The sequence below is a fragment of the Thiobacillus sp. genome, from assembly GCF_030696885.1.
GTDB lineage: Bacteria > Pseudomonadota > Gammaproteobacteria > Burkholderiales > Thiobacillaceae > Thiobacillus.
The window spans coordinates 37,836-52,739 of sequence record NZ_JAUYRI010000007.1 but is presented as its reverse complement, the minus strand read 5'-3'; the positions used below and the strand labels follow the sequence as shown (position 1 = coordinate 52,739).

Annotated in this window: 17 protein-coding genes; 12 read left to right on the top strand and 5 right to left on the bottom strand. The window is 62.7% G+C overall.

What is annotated here, in order from left to right:
* The first annotated feature begins 58 nt into the window (after positions 1 to 58).
* From atpB to Q8R61_RS02830, 9 genes are all read left to right on the top strand, one after another.
* A complete protein-coding gene (gene atpB / locus Q8R61_RS02870; RefSeq protein ID WP_305534010.1) occupies positions 59 to 961 on the top strand; it encodes a F0F1 ATP synthase subunit A in 903 nt (300 codons plus the stop codon).
* Between the two features lie 56 nt (positions 962 to 1,017).
* Positions 1,018 to 1,257, top strand: a complete 240-nt coding sequence (atpE, locus tag Q8R61_RS02865) for a F0F1 ATP synthase subunit C (RefSeq protein ID WP_305534008.1) — start codon at positions 1,018 to 1,020, stop codon at positions 1,255 to 1,257.
* 67 nt (positions 1,258 to 1,324) lie between these two features.
* The gene (locus Q8R61_RS02860; RefSeq protein ID WP_305534007.1) at positions 1,325 to 1,795 is read left to right on the top strand and encodes a F0F1 ATP synthase subunit B; all 471 of its coding nucleotides are present in this window, start codon (positions 1,325 to 1,327) and stop codon (positions 1,793 to 1,795) included.
* A gap of 3 nt (positions 1,796 to 1,798) precedes the next feature.
* Complete coding sequence (locus Q8R61_RS02855; RefSeq protein WP_305534005.1) at positions 1,799 to 2,335, top strand: F0F1 ATP synthase subunit delta; 537 nt, start codon at positions 1,799 to 1,801, stop codon at positions 2,333 to 2,335.
* 59 nt (positions 2,336 to 2,394) lie between these two features.
* Positions 2,395 to 3,936: a F0F1 ATP synthase subunit alpha gene (gene atpA, locus Q8R61_RS02850; RefSeq protein ID WP_305534003.1), complete on the top strand. Its 1,542-nt coding sequence runs from the start codon at positions 2,395 to 2,397 to the stop codon at positions 3,934 to 3,936.
* A 43-nt stretch (positions 3,937 to 3,979) separates the two neighbouring features.
* Positions 3,980 to 4,852, top strand: a complete 873-nt coding sequence (atpG, locus tag Q8R61_RS02845; RefSeq protein ID WP_305534001.1) for a F0F1 ATP synthase subunit gamma — start codon at positions 3,980 to 3,982, stop codon at positions 4,850 to 4,852.
* Between the two features lie 56 nt (positions 4,853 to 4,908).
* Positions 4,909 to 6,288, top strand: coding sequence for a F0F1 ATP synthase subunit beta (gene atpD, locus Q8R61_RS02840; protein ID WP_305534000.1), 1,380 nt, complete (start codon positions 4,909 to 4,911; stop codon positions 6,286 to 6,288).
* 110 nt (positions 6,289 to 6,398) lie between these two features.
* Positions 6,399 to 6,821 (top strand): F0F1 ATP synthase subunit epsilon, encoded by a 423-nt coding sequence (locus Q8R61_RS02835; RefSeq protein ID WP_305533998.1) that lies wholly within the window; start codon positions 6,399 to 6,401, stop codon positions 6,819 to 6,821.
* Between the two features lie 237 nt (positions 6,822 to 7,058).
* Complete coding sequence (locus tag Q8R61_RS02830) at positions 7,059 to 7,457, top strand: Hpt domain-containing protein (protein ID WP_305533996.1); 399 nt, start codon at positions 7,059 to 7,061, stop codon at positions 7,455 to 7,457.
* Between the two features lie 27 nt (positions 7,458 to 7,484).
* On the opposite strand, the gene Q8R61_RS02825 is transcribed toward Q8R61_RS02830, so the two are convergent.
* Positions 7,485 to 7,865 carry a response regulator transcription factor gene (locus tag Q8R61_RS02825; RefSeq protein WP_305533994.1) on the bottom strand — a complete coding sequence of 127 codons (381 nt, stop codon included), beginning with the start codon at positions 7,863 to 7,865 and terminating at the stop codon, positions 7,485 to 7,487.
* Between the two features lie 335 nt (positions 7,866 to 8,200).
* On the opposite strand from Q8R61_RS02825, the gene Q8R61_RS02820 reads away from it, so the two are divergent.
* The 3 genes from Q8R61_RS02820 to glmS all read left to right on the top strand — a co-directional run bounded on the left by Q8R61_RS02820 (position 8,201) and on the right by glmS (position 12,205).
* Positions 8,201 to 8,833: an OmpA family protein gene (locus tag Q8R61_RS02820; protein ID WP_305533992.1), complete on the top strand. Its 633-nt coding sequence runs from the start codon at positions 8,201 to 8,203 to the stop codon at positions 8,831 to 8,833.
* 163 nt (positions 8,834 to 8,996) lie between these two features.
* Positions 8,997 to 10,373 (top strand): bifunctional UDP-N-acetylglucosamine diphosphorylase/glucosamine-1-phosphate N-acetyltransferase GlmU, encoded by a 1,377-nt coding sequence (gene glmU, locus Q8R61_RS02815; protein WP_305533990.1) that lies wholly within the window; start codon positions 8,997 to 8,999, stop codon positions 10,371 to 10,373.
* 2 nt (positions 10,374 to 10,375) lie between these two features.
* A complete protein-coding gene (gene glmS / locus Q8R61_RS02810) occupies positions 10,376 to 12,205 on the top strand; it encodes a glutamine--fructose-6-phosphate transaminase (isomerizing) (RefSeq protein WP_305533988.1) in 1,830 nt (609 codons plus the stop codon).
* Positions 12,206 to 12,276: 71 nt separating this feature from the next.
* On the opposite strand, the gene Q8R61_RS02805 is transcribed toward glmS, so the two are convergent.
* From Q8R61_RS02805 to Q8R61_RS02790, 4 genes are read right to left on the bottom strand one after another with little or no spacing between them, the layout of a single operon-like run.
* The gene (locus Q8R61_RS02805) at positions 12,277 to 12,909 is read right to left on the bottom strand and encodes a response regulator transcription factor (RefSeq protein WP_305533987.1); all 633 of its coding nucleotides are present in this window, start codon (positions 12,907 to 12,909) and stop codon (positions 12,277 to 12,279) included.
* A gap of 38 nt (positions 12,910 to 12,947) precedes the next feature.
* Positions 12,948 to 13,706 (bottom strand): SDR family oxidoreductase, encoded by a 759-nt coding sequence (locus Q8R61_RS02800; protein ID WP_305534179.1) that lies wholly within the window; start codon positions 13,704 to 13,706, stop codon positions 12,948 to 12,950.
* Between the two features lie 16 nt (positions 13,707 to 13,722).
* Positions 13,723 to 14,373, bottom strand: a complete 651-nt coding sequence (locus Q8R61_RS02795) for a thiol:disulfide interchange protein DsbA/DsbL (RefSeq protein ID WP_305533985.1) — start codon at positions 14,371 to 14,373, stop codon at positions 13,723 to 13,725.
* The gene (locus Q8R61_RS02790) at positions 14,373 to 14,903 is read right to left on the bottom strand and encodes an SPOR domain-containing protein (protein WP_305533983.1); all 531 of its coding nucleotides are present in this window, start codon (positions 14,901 to 14,903) and stop codon (positions 14,373 to 14,375) included. The genes Q8R61_RS02795 and Q8R61_RS02790 overlap by 1 nt, the downstream gene beginning before the upstream one ends.
* Position 14,904: the final 1 nt, after the last annotated feature.

The following is a 14,904-nucleotide window of genomic DNA, read 5'->3' as shown; positions in this document are numbered from 1 at the left end:
TTTGAATGGGAGCGCGTTGCGCGTCCATCCAAAACCCACTTATTAGAATTTGATCACTATGGCTTCGGAATACGCTTCCTCCGGCGAGTACATCAAGCACCACCTGCAGAACCTGACCTACGGCCAGTTGCCCGAAGGGACCGTGCGCTATGACGGCACGGTGCTCAACGCGCCGACCTGGACCTTTGCCCACGGCACCGAAGAAGTCCAGGCCATGGGCTTCTGGTCGATCAACGTCGACAGCATGCTGTTCTCGATCGGCCTCGGCGTCCTGTTCCTGTTCTTCTTCCGCATGGCGGCCAAAAAGGCCACCACCGGCGTGCCGGGCGGCCTGCAGAACTTCGTCGAATGGATCATCGAGTTCATCGACACCTCCGTGCGCGGCTCCTTCTCGCACCGGAATGCGATGGTCGGACCGCTGGCGCTGACCATCTTCATCTGGGTCTTCCTGATGAACGCCATGGACCTGATTCCGGTGGACTGGCTGCCCTATGCCGCGTCGCTCGCCGGCGTGCCCTACTTCAAGATCGTGCCGACGACCGACCCCAACGTCACCTTTGGTCTTGCGCTGTCGGTGTTTGCGCTGGTGCTGTACTACAGCGTCAAGATGAAGGGCTCGGGCGGCTTCTTCGCCGAACTGGCCTTCCAGCCGTTCCAGGCCAAAAACCCGATTCTGAAATACCTGGTGTTCATGCCCATCAACCTGTTGCTTGAAGGCGTCAGCCTGATTGCCAAGCCGATTTCGCTGGCACTGCGTCTGTTCGGCAACATGTATGCCGGCGAAATGATCTTCATCTTGATCGCGCTGATGTTCGGCGGTGGCTGGATTCTGGCCGCATTCGGCGGTGTGCTGCAGTGGGCGTGGGCGGTGTTCCATATCCTCATCATCACGCTGCAGGCCTTTATCTTCATGACGCTGACCATTGTGTACCTGGACATGGCGCATGCCGAGCACCACTGATTTCGTTTTTGATTCACTTTGTTTTTAACTTTGATTTTTACTTTTAGGAGCAACAAATGGAAATGACTCAAGCCGTGCTGTTTATCGCTGGTGCCCTGATGATGGGTCTGGGCGCACTGGGTGCAGCTATTGGTATCGGCATCCTCGGTGGCCGCTTTCTCGAAGGCGCCGCCCGTCAGCCCGAACTGATCCCGATGCTGCGCACCCAGTTCTTCATCGTGATGGGTCTGGTCGACGCCGTGCCGATGATCGCCGTCGGTCTGGCCATGTACGTTCTGTTCGCCGTTGCCGGTTAATTCGCGGATTGCTGCAGAACTTGTCGCCAATCCCCGTTTTTAACCCCCGTCTATAAAAGGTGCGGAAATGAATTTCAACGCAACTTTGATCGGCCAGTCCATCACGTTCGTCTTCTTCGTGTGGTTCTGCATGAAGTTCGTGTGGCCGCCGATCATGAACGCGCTCGAGACGCGCAAGAAGCAGATCGCCGACGGCCTCGCCGCCGGTGATCGCGGCAAGCACGAGCTGGAGCTGGCCGCCAAGAAAGCGGCTGACAACCTGCGCGATGCCAAGGCCCAGGCGGCCGAAGTGATCGCCCAGGCCGAGAAGCGCGCGGCGCAAATCGTCGAAGAAGCCAAAATGGCCGCCAAGGAAGAAGGCGATCGCCAGCTGGCAGCTGCCCAGGCCAATATCGAGCAGGAAGCCAACCGTGCGCGCGAAAGCCTGCGCGAACAGGTGGCCGGGCTGGCCGTGGCCGGCGCAGAGAAGATCCTGCGCCGCGAAGTCAACGCGCAAACCCACGCTGACCTGCTGGGCCAGCTGAAAGCCGAGCTGTAAGCCATGAGCGAACTGTCTACCCTGGCACGTCCCTACGCCGAAGCGGTGTTCCGCATGGCGCAGGGCGAAAACGACCTGACGGGCTGGTCGTCACGCGTGGAGTCGCTGGCGATGATCGTCTCGGATGCGCAGGTGGCGCGTCTGATCGCGGATCCTGCGGTGTCGGCGGAACGTGTGGCCGGCCTGATCATCGAGGTGGCCGGTGGCGACCTCGGCGAACGCGGCGCCAACTTCGTCAAGGTGCTGGCCGAGAACGATCGTCTGGTGCTGCTGCCGGAAATCAGCCTGCAGTTCGAGACGCTGAAGGCCAACGCCGAAGGCACGCTCGAGGCGACGATCACCAGCGCGCAGGAACTGACGCAGGCGCAGATCGACGATCTGGTGGCCGGGCTGAAGACCAAGTTCAACCGCGCGGTGAACGTGCAGGTGGCGGTCGATGCAGAACTGATCGGCGGCGCGGTGATCGCGATTGGCGATCAGGTCATAGACGGCTCGGTGAAAGGGCGCTTGCAGCGCATGTCCTTCGCCCTCCAGGCTTAAGGCGCAGCCCAGGCTCATCCAACTGATATTTATCGGAACCTCACGGTTCGGAGAACAAAATGCAATTGAATCCAAGCGAAATCAGCGAACTGATTAAAGCCAAGATCGAGAACCTCGGTGCATCGAGCGAACTGCGCACCCAGGGCACGATCGTTTCCGTCACCGACGGCATCGTCCGCATTCATGGCCTGTCCGACGTGATGTCGGGCGAGATGATCGAAATGCCGGGCAACACCTTCGGCGTGGCGCTGAACCTCGAGCGCGACTCGGTCGGCGCGGTGATCCTGGGTGATTACGAACACATCACCGAAGGCGACGTTGCCAAGTGCACCGGCCGCATTCTGGAAGTGCCGGTCGGCCGTGGCCTCTTGGGCCGCGTGGTGAACTCGCTGGGCCAGCCGATCGACGGCAAGGGCCCCATCGCCGCCGACAGGACCATGCCGATCGAGCGCATCGCACCGGGCGTGATCGAACGTAAATCGGTCGACCAGCCGGTGCAGACCGGCTTGAAGTCGATCGACGCCATGGTGCCGGTCGGCCGCGGCCAGCGCGAACTGATCATCGGCGACCGCCAGACCGGCAAGACCGCGGTCGCGATCGACGCCATCATCAACCAGAAGGGCACCGGCGTTAAGTGTATTTATGTCGCCATCGGCCAGAAGGCCTCTTCGGTGGCCAACGTGGTGCGCAAGCTCGAAGAGCACGGCGCGATGGATCACACCATCGTCGTCGCCGCGACCGCGTCCGACGCTGCCGCCATGCAGTACATCGCACCGTACTCCGGCTGCACCATGGGCGAATACTTCCGCGACCTGGGTGAAGATGCGCTGATCGTGTACGACGACCTCACCAAGCAGGCCTGGGCCTACCGTCAGGTGTCGCTGCTGCTGCGCCGTCCGCCGGGTCGCGAAGCCTACCCTGGCGACGTGTTCTACCTGCACTCGCGTCTCTTGGAGCGTGCCGCGCGCGTTAACGCCGACTATGTGGAAAAGATCACCAACGGTGCCGTCAAGGGCAAGACCGGTTCGCTGACCGCGCTGCCGATCATCGAAACGCAGGCCGGCGACGTGTCCGCCTTCGTGCCGACCAACGTGATTTCGATTACCGACGGCCAGATCTTCCTCGAGACCGATTTGTTCAACGCTGGTATCCGTCCCGCGATCAACGCCGGTCTGTCGGTGTCCCGCGTCGGCGGCGCCGCGCAGACCAAGGTCATCAAGAAGCTCGGCGGCGGTATCCGTCTGGCGCTGGCGCAGTACCGCGAACTCGCGGCCTTCGCCCAGTTTGCGTCCGACCTCGACGAAGCCACCCGCAAGCAGCTCGAGCGCGGCCGTCGCGTCACCGAACTGATGAAGCAGGCGCAGTACTCGCCGATGTCGGTTTCGCAGATGGCGCTGTCCCTGTTCGCCGTCAACAAGGGCTACATGGACGACGTCGAGGTGAACAAGATTCTGCCGTTCGAATCTGCGCTGTTGGCCTTCATCAAGTCCAAGTTCGGCAACCTGATGGACACCATCGAGACCAGCGGCAATCTGGATGAGGCCACTGAAAAGGCGCTCACCGCCGCGGTGGACGAGTTCAAGAAAACCGGCGTCTATTAATAGACCGCGCTGATTTAGCAGCCGCTGGTTTAAAGGAGCAAGTATGGCAGCCGGAAAAGAGATTCGGACCAAGATCAAGAGCGTGGAAAACACGCGCAAGATCACCAAGGCGATGGAAATGGTCGCGGCGTCCAAGATGCGCAAGGCCCAGGAACGCATGAAGGCCGCGCGCCCCTACGCCGAGAAGATCGCCAACGTGGCGACCCACATGGCGTATGCGCACACGGAATACAAGCATCCGTTCGTGATCGCGCGCGAGAACGTCAAGCGCGTCGGCCTCATCATCGTCACCTCGGACAAGGGCCTGTGCGGTGGTCTCAACACCAACGCCTTCCGCCTGGTGGTGACCCAGATGAAGCAGTGGGAAGCCGCCGGCGTCGGCATCGACGTCACCGCGATCGGCAACAAGGGCCTGGGCTTCATGCAGCGCCTCGGTGCCAACGTCGTGTCTCAGCTGACCGCGATTGGCGACGCGCCGCACATGGAAAAGCTGATCGGCCCGGTCAAGATCATGCTGGACGCGTACATGGAAGGCCGCATCGATGCGCTGTACATCGTCTACAACCGCTTCATCAACACGATGAAGCAGGAGCCGACGCTGACCCAGCTGTTGCCGCTGGCGCAACTGGAAAGCCCCGAGGAAGCCAGCCTGAAAACGCACTGGGACTACATCTACGAACCTGATGCGAAGCCGGTCGTCGACGGCATGCTGATGCGCTACATTGAGTCGCTGGTGTATCAGGCCGTGGCCGAGAACATTGCGTGCGAGCAGTCTGCGCGGATGGTGGCGATGAAGGCCGCCTCCGACAACGCCAAGGACGTGATCGGCGAACTGAAGCTGGTGTACAACAAGACCCGTCAGGCCGCGATCACGAAGGAACTGTCCGAGATTGTTGCCGGTGCAGCCGCGGTTTAAGGCGCAACAGAATTTAATTGATTAGGCCAAGATTTAACTTACTTTAAGGTGGCAACATGAGCAACGGAAAAATTGTTCAGATCATCGGTGCCGTGGTGGACGTGGAATTCTCGCGTGATGCCATGCCGAAGGTCTTCGAAGCGCTGAAAATGCAGACGCCGGAACTGACGATGGAAGTGCAGCAGCAGCTGGGCGATGGCATCGTTCGCGCGATTGCGATGGGCTCGACCGACGGCCTGCGCCGCGGCATGGAAGTGCTGTCCACCGGCAACCCGATCATGGTGCCGGTCGGTCAGGCAACGCTCGGTCGCATCATGAACGTGCTGGGCACGCCGATCGACGAAGCCGGTCCGGTCAACGCCGACACCCACATGCCGATTCACCGCAAGCCGCCGGCGTATGCTGACCAGGCCGCGACGGTCGAAATTCTCGAAACCGGCATCAAGGTCATCGACCTGATCATGCCGATCGCCAAGGGCGGCAAGGTCGGCCTGTTCGGCGGCGCCGGCGTGGGCAAGACCGTGACGCTGATGGAACTGATCCGCAACATCGCCGTGGCCCACTCCGGCTTCTCGGTGTTCGCCGGCGTCGGTGAACGGACCCGCGAAGGCAACGACTTCTATCACGAGATGAAAGAAGGCGGCGTGCTGGACAAGGTCGCACTGGTCTACGGTCAGATGAACGAGCCGCCCGGCAACCGTCTGCGGGTCGCGCTGACCGGTCTGACCATGGCCGAATACTTCCGTGACGAAGGCCGCGACGTGCTGCTGTTCGTCGACAACATCTACCGCTACACGCTCGCCGGTACCGAAGTGTCCGCGCTGCTGGGCCGGATGCCGTCCGCGGTGGGCTACCAGCCGACGCTGGCCGACGAAATGGGCCGTCTGCAGGAGCGCATCACTTCGACCCGTACCGGCTCGATCACCTCGTTCCAGGCCGTCTACGTGCCCGCGGACGACCTGACCGACCCGTCGCCCGCGACCACATTCGCCCACCTGGACGCCACGCTGGTGCTGTCGCGTCAGGTCGCCGAGCTGGGTATTTACCCCGCGGTGGATCCGCTCGACTCGACCTCGCGGATTCTCGATCCGCAGGTCGTCGGCGAAGAACACTACGGCGTCGCCCGCGCAGTCCAGGGCACGCTGCAGAAGTACAAGGAACTGCGCGACATCATCGCGATTCTGGGCATGGACGAACTGTCGCCGGAAGACAAGCTGGCCGTGTCCCGCGCACGTAAAATCCAGCGCTTCCTGTCGCAGCCGTTCTTCGTCGCCGAAGTCTTCACCGGCGCGCCCGGCAAGTACGTCACGCTGAAGGAAACCATCGCCGGCTTCAAGGCGATTGTCGAAGGCGAATACGATCACCTGCCGGAACAGGCCTTCTACATGGTCGGCACGATCGAAGAAGCGGTCGAAAAAGCGAAGACGATACAGTAATAGGGATCAGGATCCAGGAGCCAGGAACTAGGGGAGACGGTGCGTTCGCGCGCCTTTCCCTCCCTAGCCCCTAAATCCTAGTTCCTAGAACCTACATACGAGGTTACAAAATGGCCATGACCCTACACGTCGACATCGTCAGCGCTGAAAAATCACTCTACTCCGGCATTGCCGAAGTGGTGATCGCCCCCGGCCAGCGCGGCGAGCTCGGCATCTATCCGCGTCACACGCCGCTGTTGACCACGCTGAAGCCCGGTTCGGTGCGCATCAAGGTGCCGAATCAGGTCGAAGAAGAGCTGGTCTACGTCTCCGGCGGCATTCTCGAAGTGCAGCCGCACGTCGTCACCATCCTGTCCGACTCCGCGATCCGCGGTGCCGACCTAGACGAAGCCAAGGCCCTCGAAGCCATGCGCGCCGCCGAGGAAGCGATGAAGGACAAGGCCGCCACCATCGACTACGCGCAGGCGCAGATCGAACTGGCACAGGCGGTTGCCCAGTTGGCCGCCATCAAGAAGCTGCGCAAGCTGACTTGATCAGCAGGTCGCAGCGGCGCTGAAAAAAGCAACCTTCGGGTTGCTTTTTTTTTTACGGGCCCAGGTCTGCCGCCGGGCCTATCAATTTCATCCGATGAAGGCCGTTAATTCGTCTGAGCTTAGGCATTGACCAGAAAGGGCATGGAATGAAACCAAACGACCTGGGTTTCTGGCCAGGTTCGCCGTGCCGGCTTCGGGCTCATTGAACGGGCACCGGGCCCGTAACTGGAAATCACCATGAACTCCGTTGACGACCGCACAGCGCGTCTGACCCTGCCCATCCTCGACCCACGCCTGGGTGTCGAGTGCGCGTGTGGCGACCCGGTGACCTGGCGCGAAGCGCTCGACCTGCTGTACGGCCTGTTGCCGGAATATGCAAACAGCCTCAGCGGTGCGCTGCAGACCGGGGATACGGCGGGTTTGCACCGCGCGGCGCACAGCCTGTCCGGCGCATCCAGCTACTGCGGAACCGTGGCGGTGCAGGCGGCGGCCAAGGCGCTCGAGACTTTATGCCTGCGTGAAAACGTCCCTGATCTCCCCGATGCGGTGCAGGCGGTGCTTCACCATATCGATCGTCTGATTCAGCTCAGGCAATCGGGCATGCTGCCAGCAGCGGACGGCGAACCGGTTTACTAGTCGCGTCGGCAGGCATGCGTCGCGCGCTCAGACGCGCCGCTGGGTGCAGCGGGTGACCGCCTCGATCACGCTTGCGGGACAAAACGGTTTGACGACAAAGGCATGGGCGCCCTGGGCGTGCGCCTTTTTCACGTTTTCGACGGTGGAGTCCGAGCTGATCATGATGACGGCCAGACCGGGCATGCTGTGCTTGAGGGCTTCCAGCGCCTCGAAGCCGCCCATCTCCTGCATGTTGATGTCGAGGAACAGCAGGTCGGGCGCGACCGCAGCGCACTTTAGCAAGGCCTCCTTGCCGTTGCCTGCCTCGCCGATGACTTCGATGGTGTGCTGACGCAGCAAGGTGCGCAGCACATGCCGCGTGACGCTGTCATCGTCGGCGATGACCGCCGTGATTGTCCGAGTTTTCATAAGGCGTTTGTACGGTAGCCGGGGCCCGATTGAAATTGTTCATTCCTACCAAGGCCGCATCGGGCAGGGCCGTCCAACGAATAATCCACCTTGCCTGACCCGCGTATAGTCTATTGGCGAAAGCGCGCGCAGGAAAGGGGCCAGTGTCCGAACTTTTTGGAAAACAATGCGCCTTATGTTCGCCAGCGCACGGAGCGCGCGAACATACTCACATATAATGCGCTATCGGGCTGGCATACCCTTGGGACAATAACGACTATATTCCCGGATGCCCCACAAATTTTGCTCGAATCAACAATTACAGGACCTCAATCATGCGTACAACACCTTTTCTTATGAGCACCCTCGCGGCGCTTCTGATGTCGGCCGGCATGGCCACTGCGCACGCCGCCGAAGGCGTCTTTTACGACCCGTCCAATGCGGCAAGTTCGGACGGCAATACTACGGATTATGAAATCAATCGCACCATTGGCTGTCCTGGTCGCCAGATCCTGGATACTCCGTGTCCTGCGCCTGCGGCACCCGCTCCGGTTGCAGAAGCGCCCGCGCCCGCACCTGCACCCGCGCCGGCCTATGTTGCACCGCCCGCTCCGGCCCCGGTTGCTGTCGCGCCGGAACCCGCTCCCGCGCCGAGGAAACTGGTGCTGGAAGGCGTGAACTTCGATTTCGATGAGTCCACGATCCGTCCGGAAGACCAGGCCATCATCGACAAGGATGTCGCCACCCTGGAGCAATGGGGCAAGGTGAACATCGAAGTGGCCGGTCATACTGACAGCCGCGGCAGCGACGAATACAACATGGCCCTGTCGCAGCGGCGTGCCGATGCGGTTCGCAACCACCTGATCAAGAAAGGCATCGAAGCCGATCGCCTGACCGCAGTCGGATATGGCGAATCGCAGCCGGTCGCCGACAATGCGACGGATGAAGGCCGCTTCAAAAACCGCCGCGTCGAGCTGATCCAGAAGTAATTTGGCCCGGCACGACCAGAACGGGGACTTCGGTCCCCGTTTTTTTTGGCTTGCCCGCACGGGCAGCGCCATTGTCATTGGGGCGGACGGGCACAGGCTTTATACTTGGCGCGCGTTTTGCTGTTCCGTTTGTTGATACGACTTCATACCCAGACCGATACGAATGCATTCCATGCTTGAGATCCTGATACTAGCGGCGGGAAAAGGCACCCGCATGCGCTCCGACCTGCCCAAGGTGTTGCACCGGCTGGCGGGCAAGCCGCTGCTCGGGCATGTGGTCGATACCGCGCATGCGCTCGGCGCGGCGCGGACCTGCGTGGTGTACGGCTTTGGCGGCGAGGCGGTGCCGCAGGCGCTGGCTGACGATACGCTGACATATGTGCTTCAGGCCGAACAGCACGGCACCGGCCATGCGGTAAAGCAGGCGCTGCCGCAGCTGGCGGAAAACGGCGTGACGCTGGTGCTGTACGGCGACGTGCCGCTGACGCATGTCTCGACTCTGCAGCCGCTGGTGGTGGCGGCGCAATCCGGCAAGCTGGGCTTGCTGACCGTGAACCTGACGCAGCCGGATGGGTACGGCCGCATCGTGCGCGAGAGCGGTCGCGTTACCCGCATCGTCGAGCACAAGGACGCGACGCCGGCCGAGCGCGCGATCCAGGAAGTCAACACCGGCATCCTCGCGGTGGCGACGCGCCAGCTGAAGCGCTGGATCGCCGACCTGAAGAACGACAACGCACAGGGTGAGTACTATCTGACCGACATCATCGCAATGGCCGTGCGCGACAGGGTCGACGTCGAGACCCATCACCCGGGCTACGAATGGGAAGTGCTGGGGGTCAACAGCAAGGCGCAGCTGGCCCAGCTTGAGCGCATCCATCAGAACGAAATCGCACAGGCCTTGCTGGAGGCCGGCGTGACGCTGATGGACCCGGCGCGGCTCGACGTGCGCGGCACCCTGGTCTGCGGTCGCGATGTCGTCATCGACGTCAACTGCGTGTTCGAAGGCCATGTGCAGCTGGACGACAACGTGCAAGTGGGCGCTAACTGCGTGCTGCGCAACGTGACCGTGGCGGCGGGTACGCGGATCGATGCCTTTACCCTGATCGACGACGCCGCCATCGGCGAAGCCAACCGGCTCGGCCCGTTTTCGCGCATCCGGCCTGGCACCACGCTGGCGCGCGATGTGCACGTTGGCAACTTCGTCGAGATCAAGAACAGCCAGATCGACGACGGCTCTAAGATCAACCACCTGTCCTATGTCGGCGACACCACCATGGGCAAGAAGGTCAACATCGGCGCCGGCACCATCACCTGCAATTACGACGGCGCCAACAAGCACCGCACCGTGATCGAGGACGAGGTCTTCGTCGGCTCCGACACCCAACTGGTGGCACCGGTCACTGTAGGCCGTGGCGCGACGCTGGGCGCCGGCACCACGCTGACGAAGGATGCGCCCGCGGGTGAACTCACTCTATCGCGCGCGAAGCAGCTCACCATCGCTGGCTGGAATCGACCGGTCAAACAGAAAAAGGAAGGCTAGGCATGTGTGGCATTGTCGGCGCGGTTGCGCAACGTAACGTCGTTCCCATCCTGCTCGAGGGGCTGCGGCGGCTCGAGTATCGCGGCTACGATTCGGCCGGACTGGTCATCATCAACGGCGGCCTGAACCGGGTGCGCAGCGTCGGCCGCGTCGCCTCGCTGACGGAGCAATGCGCGGCGCAGCAGGTTAGCGGCCACCTCGGCATTGCCCACACCCGCTGGGCCACCCATGGCGCGCCGTCGGAGGCCAATGCGCACCCGCACGTGAGCGGCCGTCTTGCGGTGGTGCACAACGGCATCATCGAGAACCACGAAGCGCTGCGTACCCGGCTCAAGGCGGCAGGCTATGTGTTCACCTCGGAAACCGATACCGAAGTCATCGCACACCTGATCGACCTGCATGGCCGCCAGACTCCGGACCTGCTTGCGGCCACCCGCGCGGCGGTGGCCGAGCTGGAAGGCGCCTATGCCATCGGCGTGGTAAGTGAAGACTCACCCCGTCGGCTGGTCTGCGCGCGTAAGGGCAGTCCGCTGCTGATCGGGCTCGGCATCGAGGAAAACTTCATCGCCTCGGACGTCTCGGCGCTGCTGCCGGTGACCCAGCGCGTGATGTATCTGGAAGAAGGCGACGTCGCCGACATCGGCCTGATGACGGTGAAGGTGGTTGACGCCGCCGGCACGCCGGTCGACCGCAGCGTGCACATTTCCGAGCTGTCGGCCGACATGGCCGAGCTCGGCAATTACCGCCACTTCATGCAGAAGGAAATCCACGAGCAGCCGCGCGCGCTGACCGACACGCTGCTGATTGCAGTGGCGCAGGATCATGTGCAGCCGGAATGGTTCGGCTTCGATGCGGCCGAGGTATTGAGCCAAGTCAAAGCAGTGACCTTCCTCGCCTGCGGCACCAGCTACCATGCGGCGAAAGTCGCCACATACTGGCTGGAAGCCATCGCCGGCATTCCGGCGCGGGCCGAAATCGCCAGCGAATACCGCTATCGCACCTCGGTGCCCAACCCCGATGCGCTCATCGTCACCATCTCGCAGTCGGGCGAGACCGCCGACACGCTGGCGGCCCTGAACCACGCCAAGGCGCTGGGCCAGGACAAGACGCTGACCATCTGCAACGTGCCGGAGTCGGCGCTCACTCGCGCCTCGCGCCTGAAATTCCTGACCCGCGCTGGGCCGGAAATCGGCGTCGCCTCGACCAAGGCCTTCACCACCCAGCTCGCCGGCCTGTTTCTGCTGACGTTGGTGCTGGCCAAGCTGCGCGGGCGGCTCAGTGCGGAACAGGAAGCCCGCTACCTGGCCGAACTGCGCAGCCTGCCCAACAAGGCGCAGCAGGTGCTGGCGCTGGAGCCGCAGGTCGAAGCCTGGTCGCAGCGCTTCGCCAACAAGCACCACGCGCTGTTCCTCGGGCGCGGCGTACATTACCCGATCGCACTCGAAGGCGCGCTGAAGCTGAAGGAGATTTCCTACATCCATGCCGAAGCCTACCCGGCGGGCGAACTCAAGCATGGGCCGCTGGCACTGGTGGACGAGGACATGCCGGTCATCACGATCGCGCCGAATGATCAGCTGATCGAGAAACTGAAGTCGAACCTGCAGGAAGTGCGCGCCCGCGGCGGCGAGCTGTACGTGTTTGCCGACGGCGATGTGCATATCGAGGAATCGGCCTTCGTGCACGTGATCAAGCTGCCCGGCGGCAGCAACGGCGCGCTGTCGCCGATCCTGCACACCATCCCACTGCAGATGCTGTCGTATCACGCGGCCCTGCAAAAGGGCACTGACGTCGACAAGCCGCGCAACCTCGCGAAGTCGGTCACAGTGGAATAAGTCGGGACGATTAGGACGGCGCAAAAAAAGCGCGGCATCCAGCCGCGCTTTTTTAATGGCGCACGCAAGGCTCAGTGCCGCTTGTGGTCTTCCTTCAGCGCCAGTGTGGCGACCTGGACGCGGTTGCGCAGGCCCAGCTTTTCCATGATGTTGCGCAGGTGGTTGCGCACGGTGTTTTCCGACAGCGTCATCTTGTAGGCGATGGCCTTGTTGGAAAGGCCTTCCTTCACATGGTTGACGATTTCCATTTCGCGGGCGGTCAGCGTCGACAGGGCGCTGTTGTTGAGTTCGCCGCGCGCCATCTTCTGCATGATGTTGAGCGGGAAGCTGCTCTGGCCGTCGCACACGCTGCGGATGGCCGACAGTACCTGGTCAGGGTCGCTCGACTTGATGACGTAGCCGTCGACGCCCGACGAGATCGCCTCGGAAATTTCCTCATCGGAATCGGCGATGGTGAGCATGATGACCTTGATGCCGATGTCGCGCAGGTCGGAGACGAGATCGAGTCCGTCGGCATCGGGCAGCGAGCGGTCGAGCAGCGCGGCGTCGGCGCGGTTGCCGGCCGCGATCCAGGCGCGCAGTTCGGCGGCATTGGCAAGCTGCGCGGTCAGCGTGAGGTCGGGTTCCTGCTGAATGTATCCCGCCACTCCCATGCGCAACAGCGGGTGGTCGTCGATGAGGATGATGTTGAGGGGGGTGGGCATGACTGTCTCCGTCTTAAGTCCTGTGTAACCTGTTGCTATTATGTCGGCAGACCGCGTGGTTTGCGCGGCGCCCGCTCGAATACCGAATCATAGACCGGAATGGGCAGCCATTTCAGCAGGCGCGCCACCCAGGCCATCTGCCAGGGAATGACCGTGTAGGCACGCCGTCGTTCAATGCAGCGTGCTACCTTGTTTGCGGCAGTGTGCGCGCGCATCTTGAACGGCATCGCATACGGGTTGACCTGCGTCATCGGCGTGTCGATATAGCCGGGCGCCACTGTCACCACCGCGATGTCGCGCCCCTTCAGCTCCAGCCGCAACGCTTCCAGATACACCGTGGCCGCCGCCTTCGATGCCGAATAGGCGCCGCCGCCCGGCAGGCCGCGTATTCCGGCCACGCTCGAAATCCCGCACAGCACGCCGCCGCGCGTCTGCATGGCGGCGATGAATGGCTGAAAGGTGTGCACCAGCCCCAGCACGTTGGCATCCATCACGGCGCGAAAGACCGCACTGTCCTCGGCGGCTTCGGTCAGTGTGCCGACGCTGATGCCGGCGGCCGCGATGACGATGTCGGGCGCGCCGACCTCGCGCATAAATGCGTCGGCCGCCGCCTGCATCGCGGCCGCATCGCGCACGTCGGCCTGATACAGCCGTGCATCGAGTCCGGCCGCGGTGGCTTCAAGGCCGTCCTGCCGGCGTCCGGCCAGCCCCAGGCGCGCGCCGTGTGCGCCATAGTGCTGTGCCAACGCTGCCCCGAGACCGGAACTGGCGCCGGTGATAAAGACCTTGAGGGGCAGGCTCAAACGCGCAGGCTTACTTCGCCGGTTTCTTGCTGGCGCGCTCGGCGCGCGCCTTGACGATCAGTTGGTCGAGCACTTCGAACAGGCGCGCTTCGCTGCCGACCATCGAGACCGCGGTCATGAACTTGCCGTCGATGATGAAGGCGGGCACGCCGTTGATGCCATAGCTGGAAGCCAGGCGCGCACCCTGCGTGGCCTTGGACTGGGTGGAAAAGGAATTGTAGATAGCCTCGAATTTCTTGCGATCGACGCCGTGCTTGGCAACCCAGCCGCCCAGCACCGCGGGGTCATTGAGGTCGATGCGTTCCACGTGGTAGGCATCGAACACCTTGTGGTGCAGGCGGCTGAGCAAATTCATCTGTTCCAGCGTGTAGTAGAGCTTGGCGCCGGGCATCCAGTCGTCGCGGAACACGGCCGGCACGCGGCGGATCTGTGCGTCCTTGGGCAGGGTTTTCAGCCAGGTCGTGAGGCCGGGTTCGAGCTGGAAGCAGTGCGGGCAGCGATACCAGAAGAACTCCAGCACCTCGACCTTGCTGCCGGTGGTCACCGCCTGCGCGGTTTTCAGCCGGGTGTAGTCGTGGCCTTCGAAGGCCTCCGGGCCGGCGGCCTGGGCGGACAGGGAAAATACGGCGGCGGCAACGAAAGCCAAGGCGCGGGTGAACATCAGGGCGTCTCCTGTGAGGTGGGAACTTCTTTGACCAGGGTGGTCGGGATATTGTTCTGCACCAGCAGGCTGCGGGTACGATTGATTTCATCCATGGCGTTGAAAGGGCCGACCCGCACACGGTGGAACACGCCCTTGTCGGGCACTTCGGTGGTCTGGATCACGGCCGCGACGCCGAGCAGGGCCAGTTGCGCCTTCAGGTTGTCGGCGTCGCTCGCGCTGTGGAACGCGCCGGCCTGCAGATAGTAGCGCGGCACCGGTTCGGCAGGCTTGGCCGATGGCGGCAGCTCGCCCGGCGCATCGGCCGGCAGCACCTTGTAGAAGTCGAAGCTGGGTGCAGTTTCCGGGGTGTCGGGCACAGCCGGCGCAGTGGGCGTGGCCGGCGTGGAAGTGCGGAACGGATTGCTGCCAGTGGCCCACAGCGCCACGACGACCGCGAGGATCGCGCCGACGATGAGCCCGATCATCACGCCGGTAAAGACGGGACTTTCGTTCGAGCGGCGGTGGTTGCGGGAAGCTTGTTTGGCCATG

What these genes read in the sequence shown, in the direction of transcription:
- Q8R61_RS02835 (WP_305533998.1), top strand. Translation starts at nt 6,399, where the DNA reads ATGGCCATGACCCTACACGTCGACATCGTCAGCGCTGAAAAATCACTC.
- atpB (WP_305534010.1), top strand. Translation starts at nt 59, where the DNA reads ATGGCTTCGGAATACGCTTCCTCCGGCGAGTACATCAAGCACCACCTG.
- glmU (WP_305533990.1), top strand. Translation starts at nt 8,997, where the DNA reads ATGCATTCCATGCTTGAGATCCTGATACTAGCGGCGGGAAAAGGCACC.
- atpG (WP_305534001.1), top strand. Translation starts at nt 3,980, where the DNA reads ATGGCAGCCGGAAAAGAGATTCGGACCAAGATCAAGAGCGTGGAAAAC.
- Q8R61_RS02825 (WP_305533994.1), bottom strand. Translation starts at nt 7,865, where the DNA reads ATGAAAACTCGGACAATCACGGCGGTCATCGCCGACGATGACAGCGTC.
- atpD (WP_305534000.1), top strand. Translation starts at nt 4,909, where the DNA reads ATGAGCAACGGAAAAATTGTTCAGATCATCGGTGCCGTGGTGGACGTG.
- Q8R61_RS02790 (WP_305533983.1), bottom strand. Translation starts at nt 14,903, where the DNA reads ATGGCCAAACAAGCTTCCCGCAACCACCGCCGCTCGAACGAAAGTCCC.
- atpA (WP_305534003.1), top strand. Translation starts at nt 2,395, where the DNA reads ATGCAATTGAATCCAAGCGAAATCAGCGAACTGATTAAAGCCAAGATC.
- Q8R61_RS02860 (WP_305534007.1), top strand. Translation starts at nt 1,325, where the DNA reads ATGAATTTCAACGCAACTTTGATCGGCCAGTCCATCACGTTCGTCTTC.
- glmS (WP_305533988.1), top strand. Translation starts at nt 10,376, where the DNA reads ATGTGTGGCATTGTCGGCGCGGTTGCGCAACGTAACGTCGTTCCCATC.
- Q8R61_RS02795 (WP_305533985.1), bottom strand. Translation starts at nt 14,373, where the DNA reads ATGTTCACCCGCGCCTTGGCTTTCGTTGCCGCCGCCGTATTTTCCCTG.
- atpE (WP_305534008.1), top strand. Translation starts at nt 1,018, where the DNA reads ATGGAAATGACTCAAGCCGTGCTGTTTATCGCTGGTGCCCTGATGATG.
- Q8R61_RS02805 (WP_305533987.1), bottom strand. Translation starts at nt 12,909, where the DNA reads ATGCCCACCCCCCTCAACATCATCCTCATCGACGACCACCCGCTGTTG.
- Q8R61_RS02820 (WP_305533992.1), top strand. Translation starts at nt 8,201, where the DNA reads ATGAGCACCCTCGCGGCGCTTCTGATGTCGGCCGGCATGGCCACTGCG.
- Q8R61_RS02830 (WP_305533996.1), top strand. Translation starts at nt 7,059, where the DNA reads ATGAACTCCGTTGACGACCGCACAGCGCGTCTGACCCTGCCCATCCTC.
- Q8R61_RS02855 (WP_305534005.1), top strand. Translation starts at nt 1,799, where the DNA reads ATGAGCGAACTGTCTACCCTGGCACGTCCCTACGCCGAAGCGGTGTTC.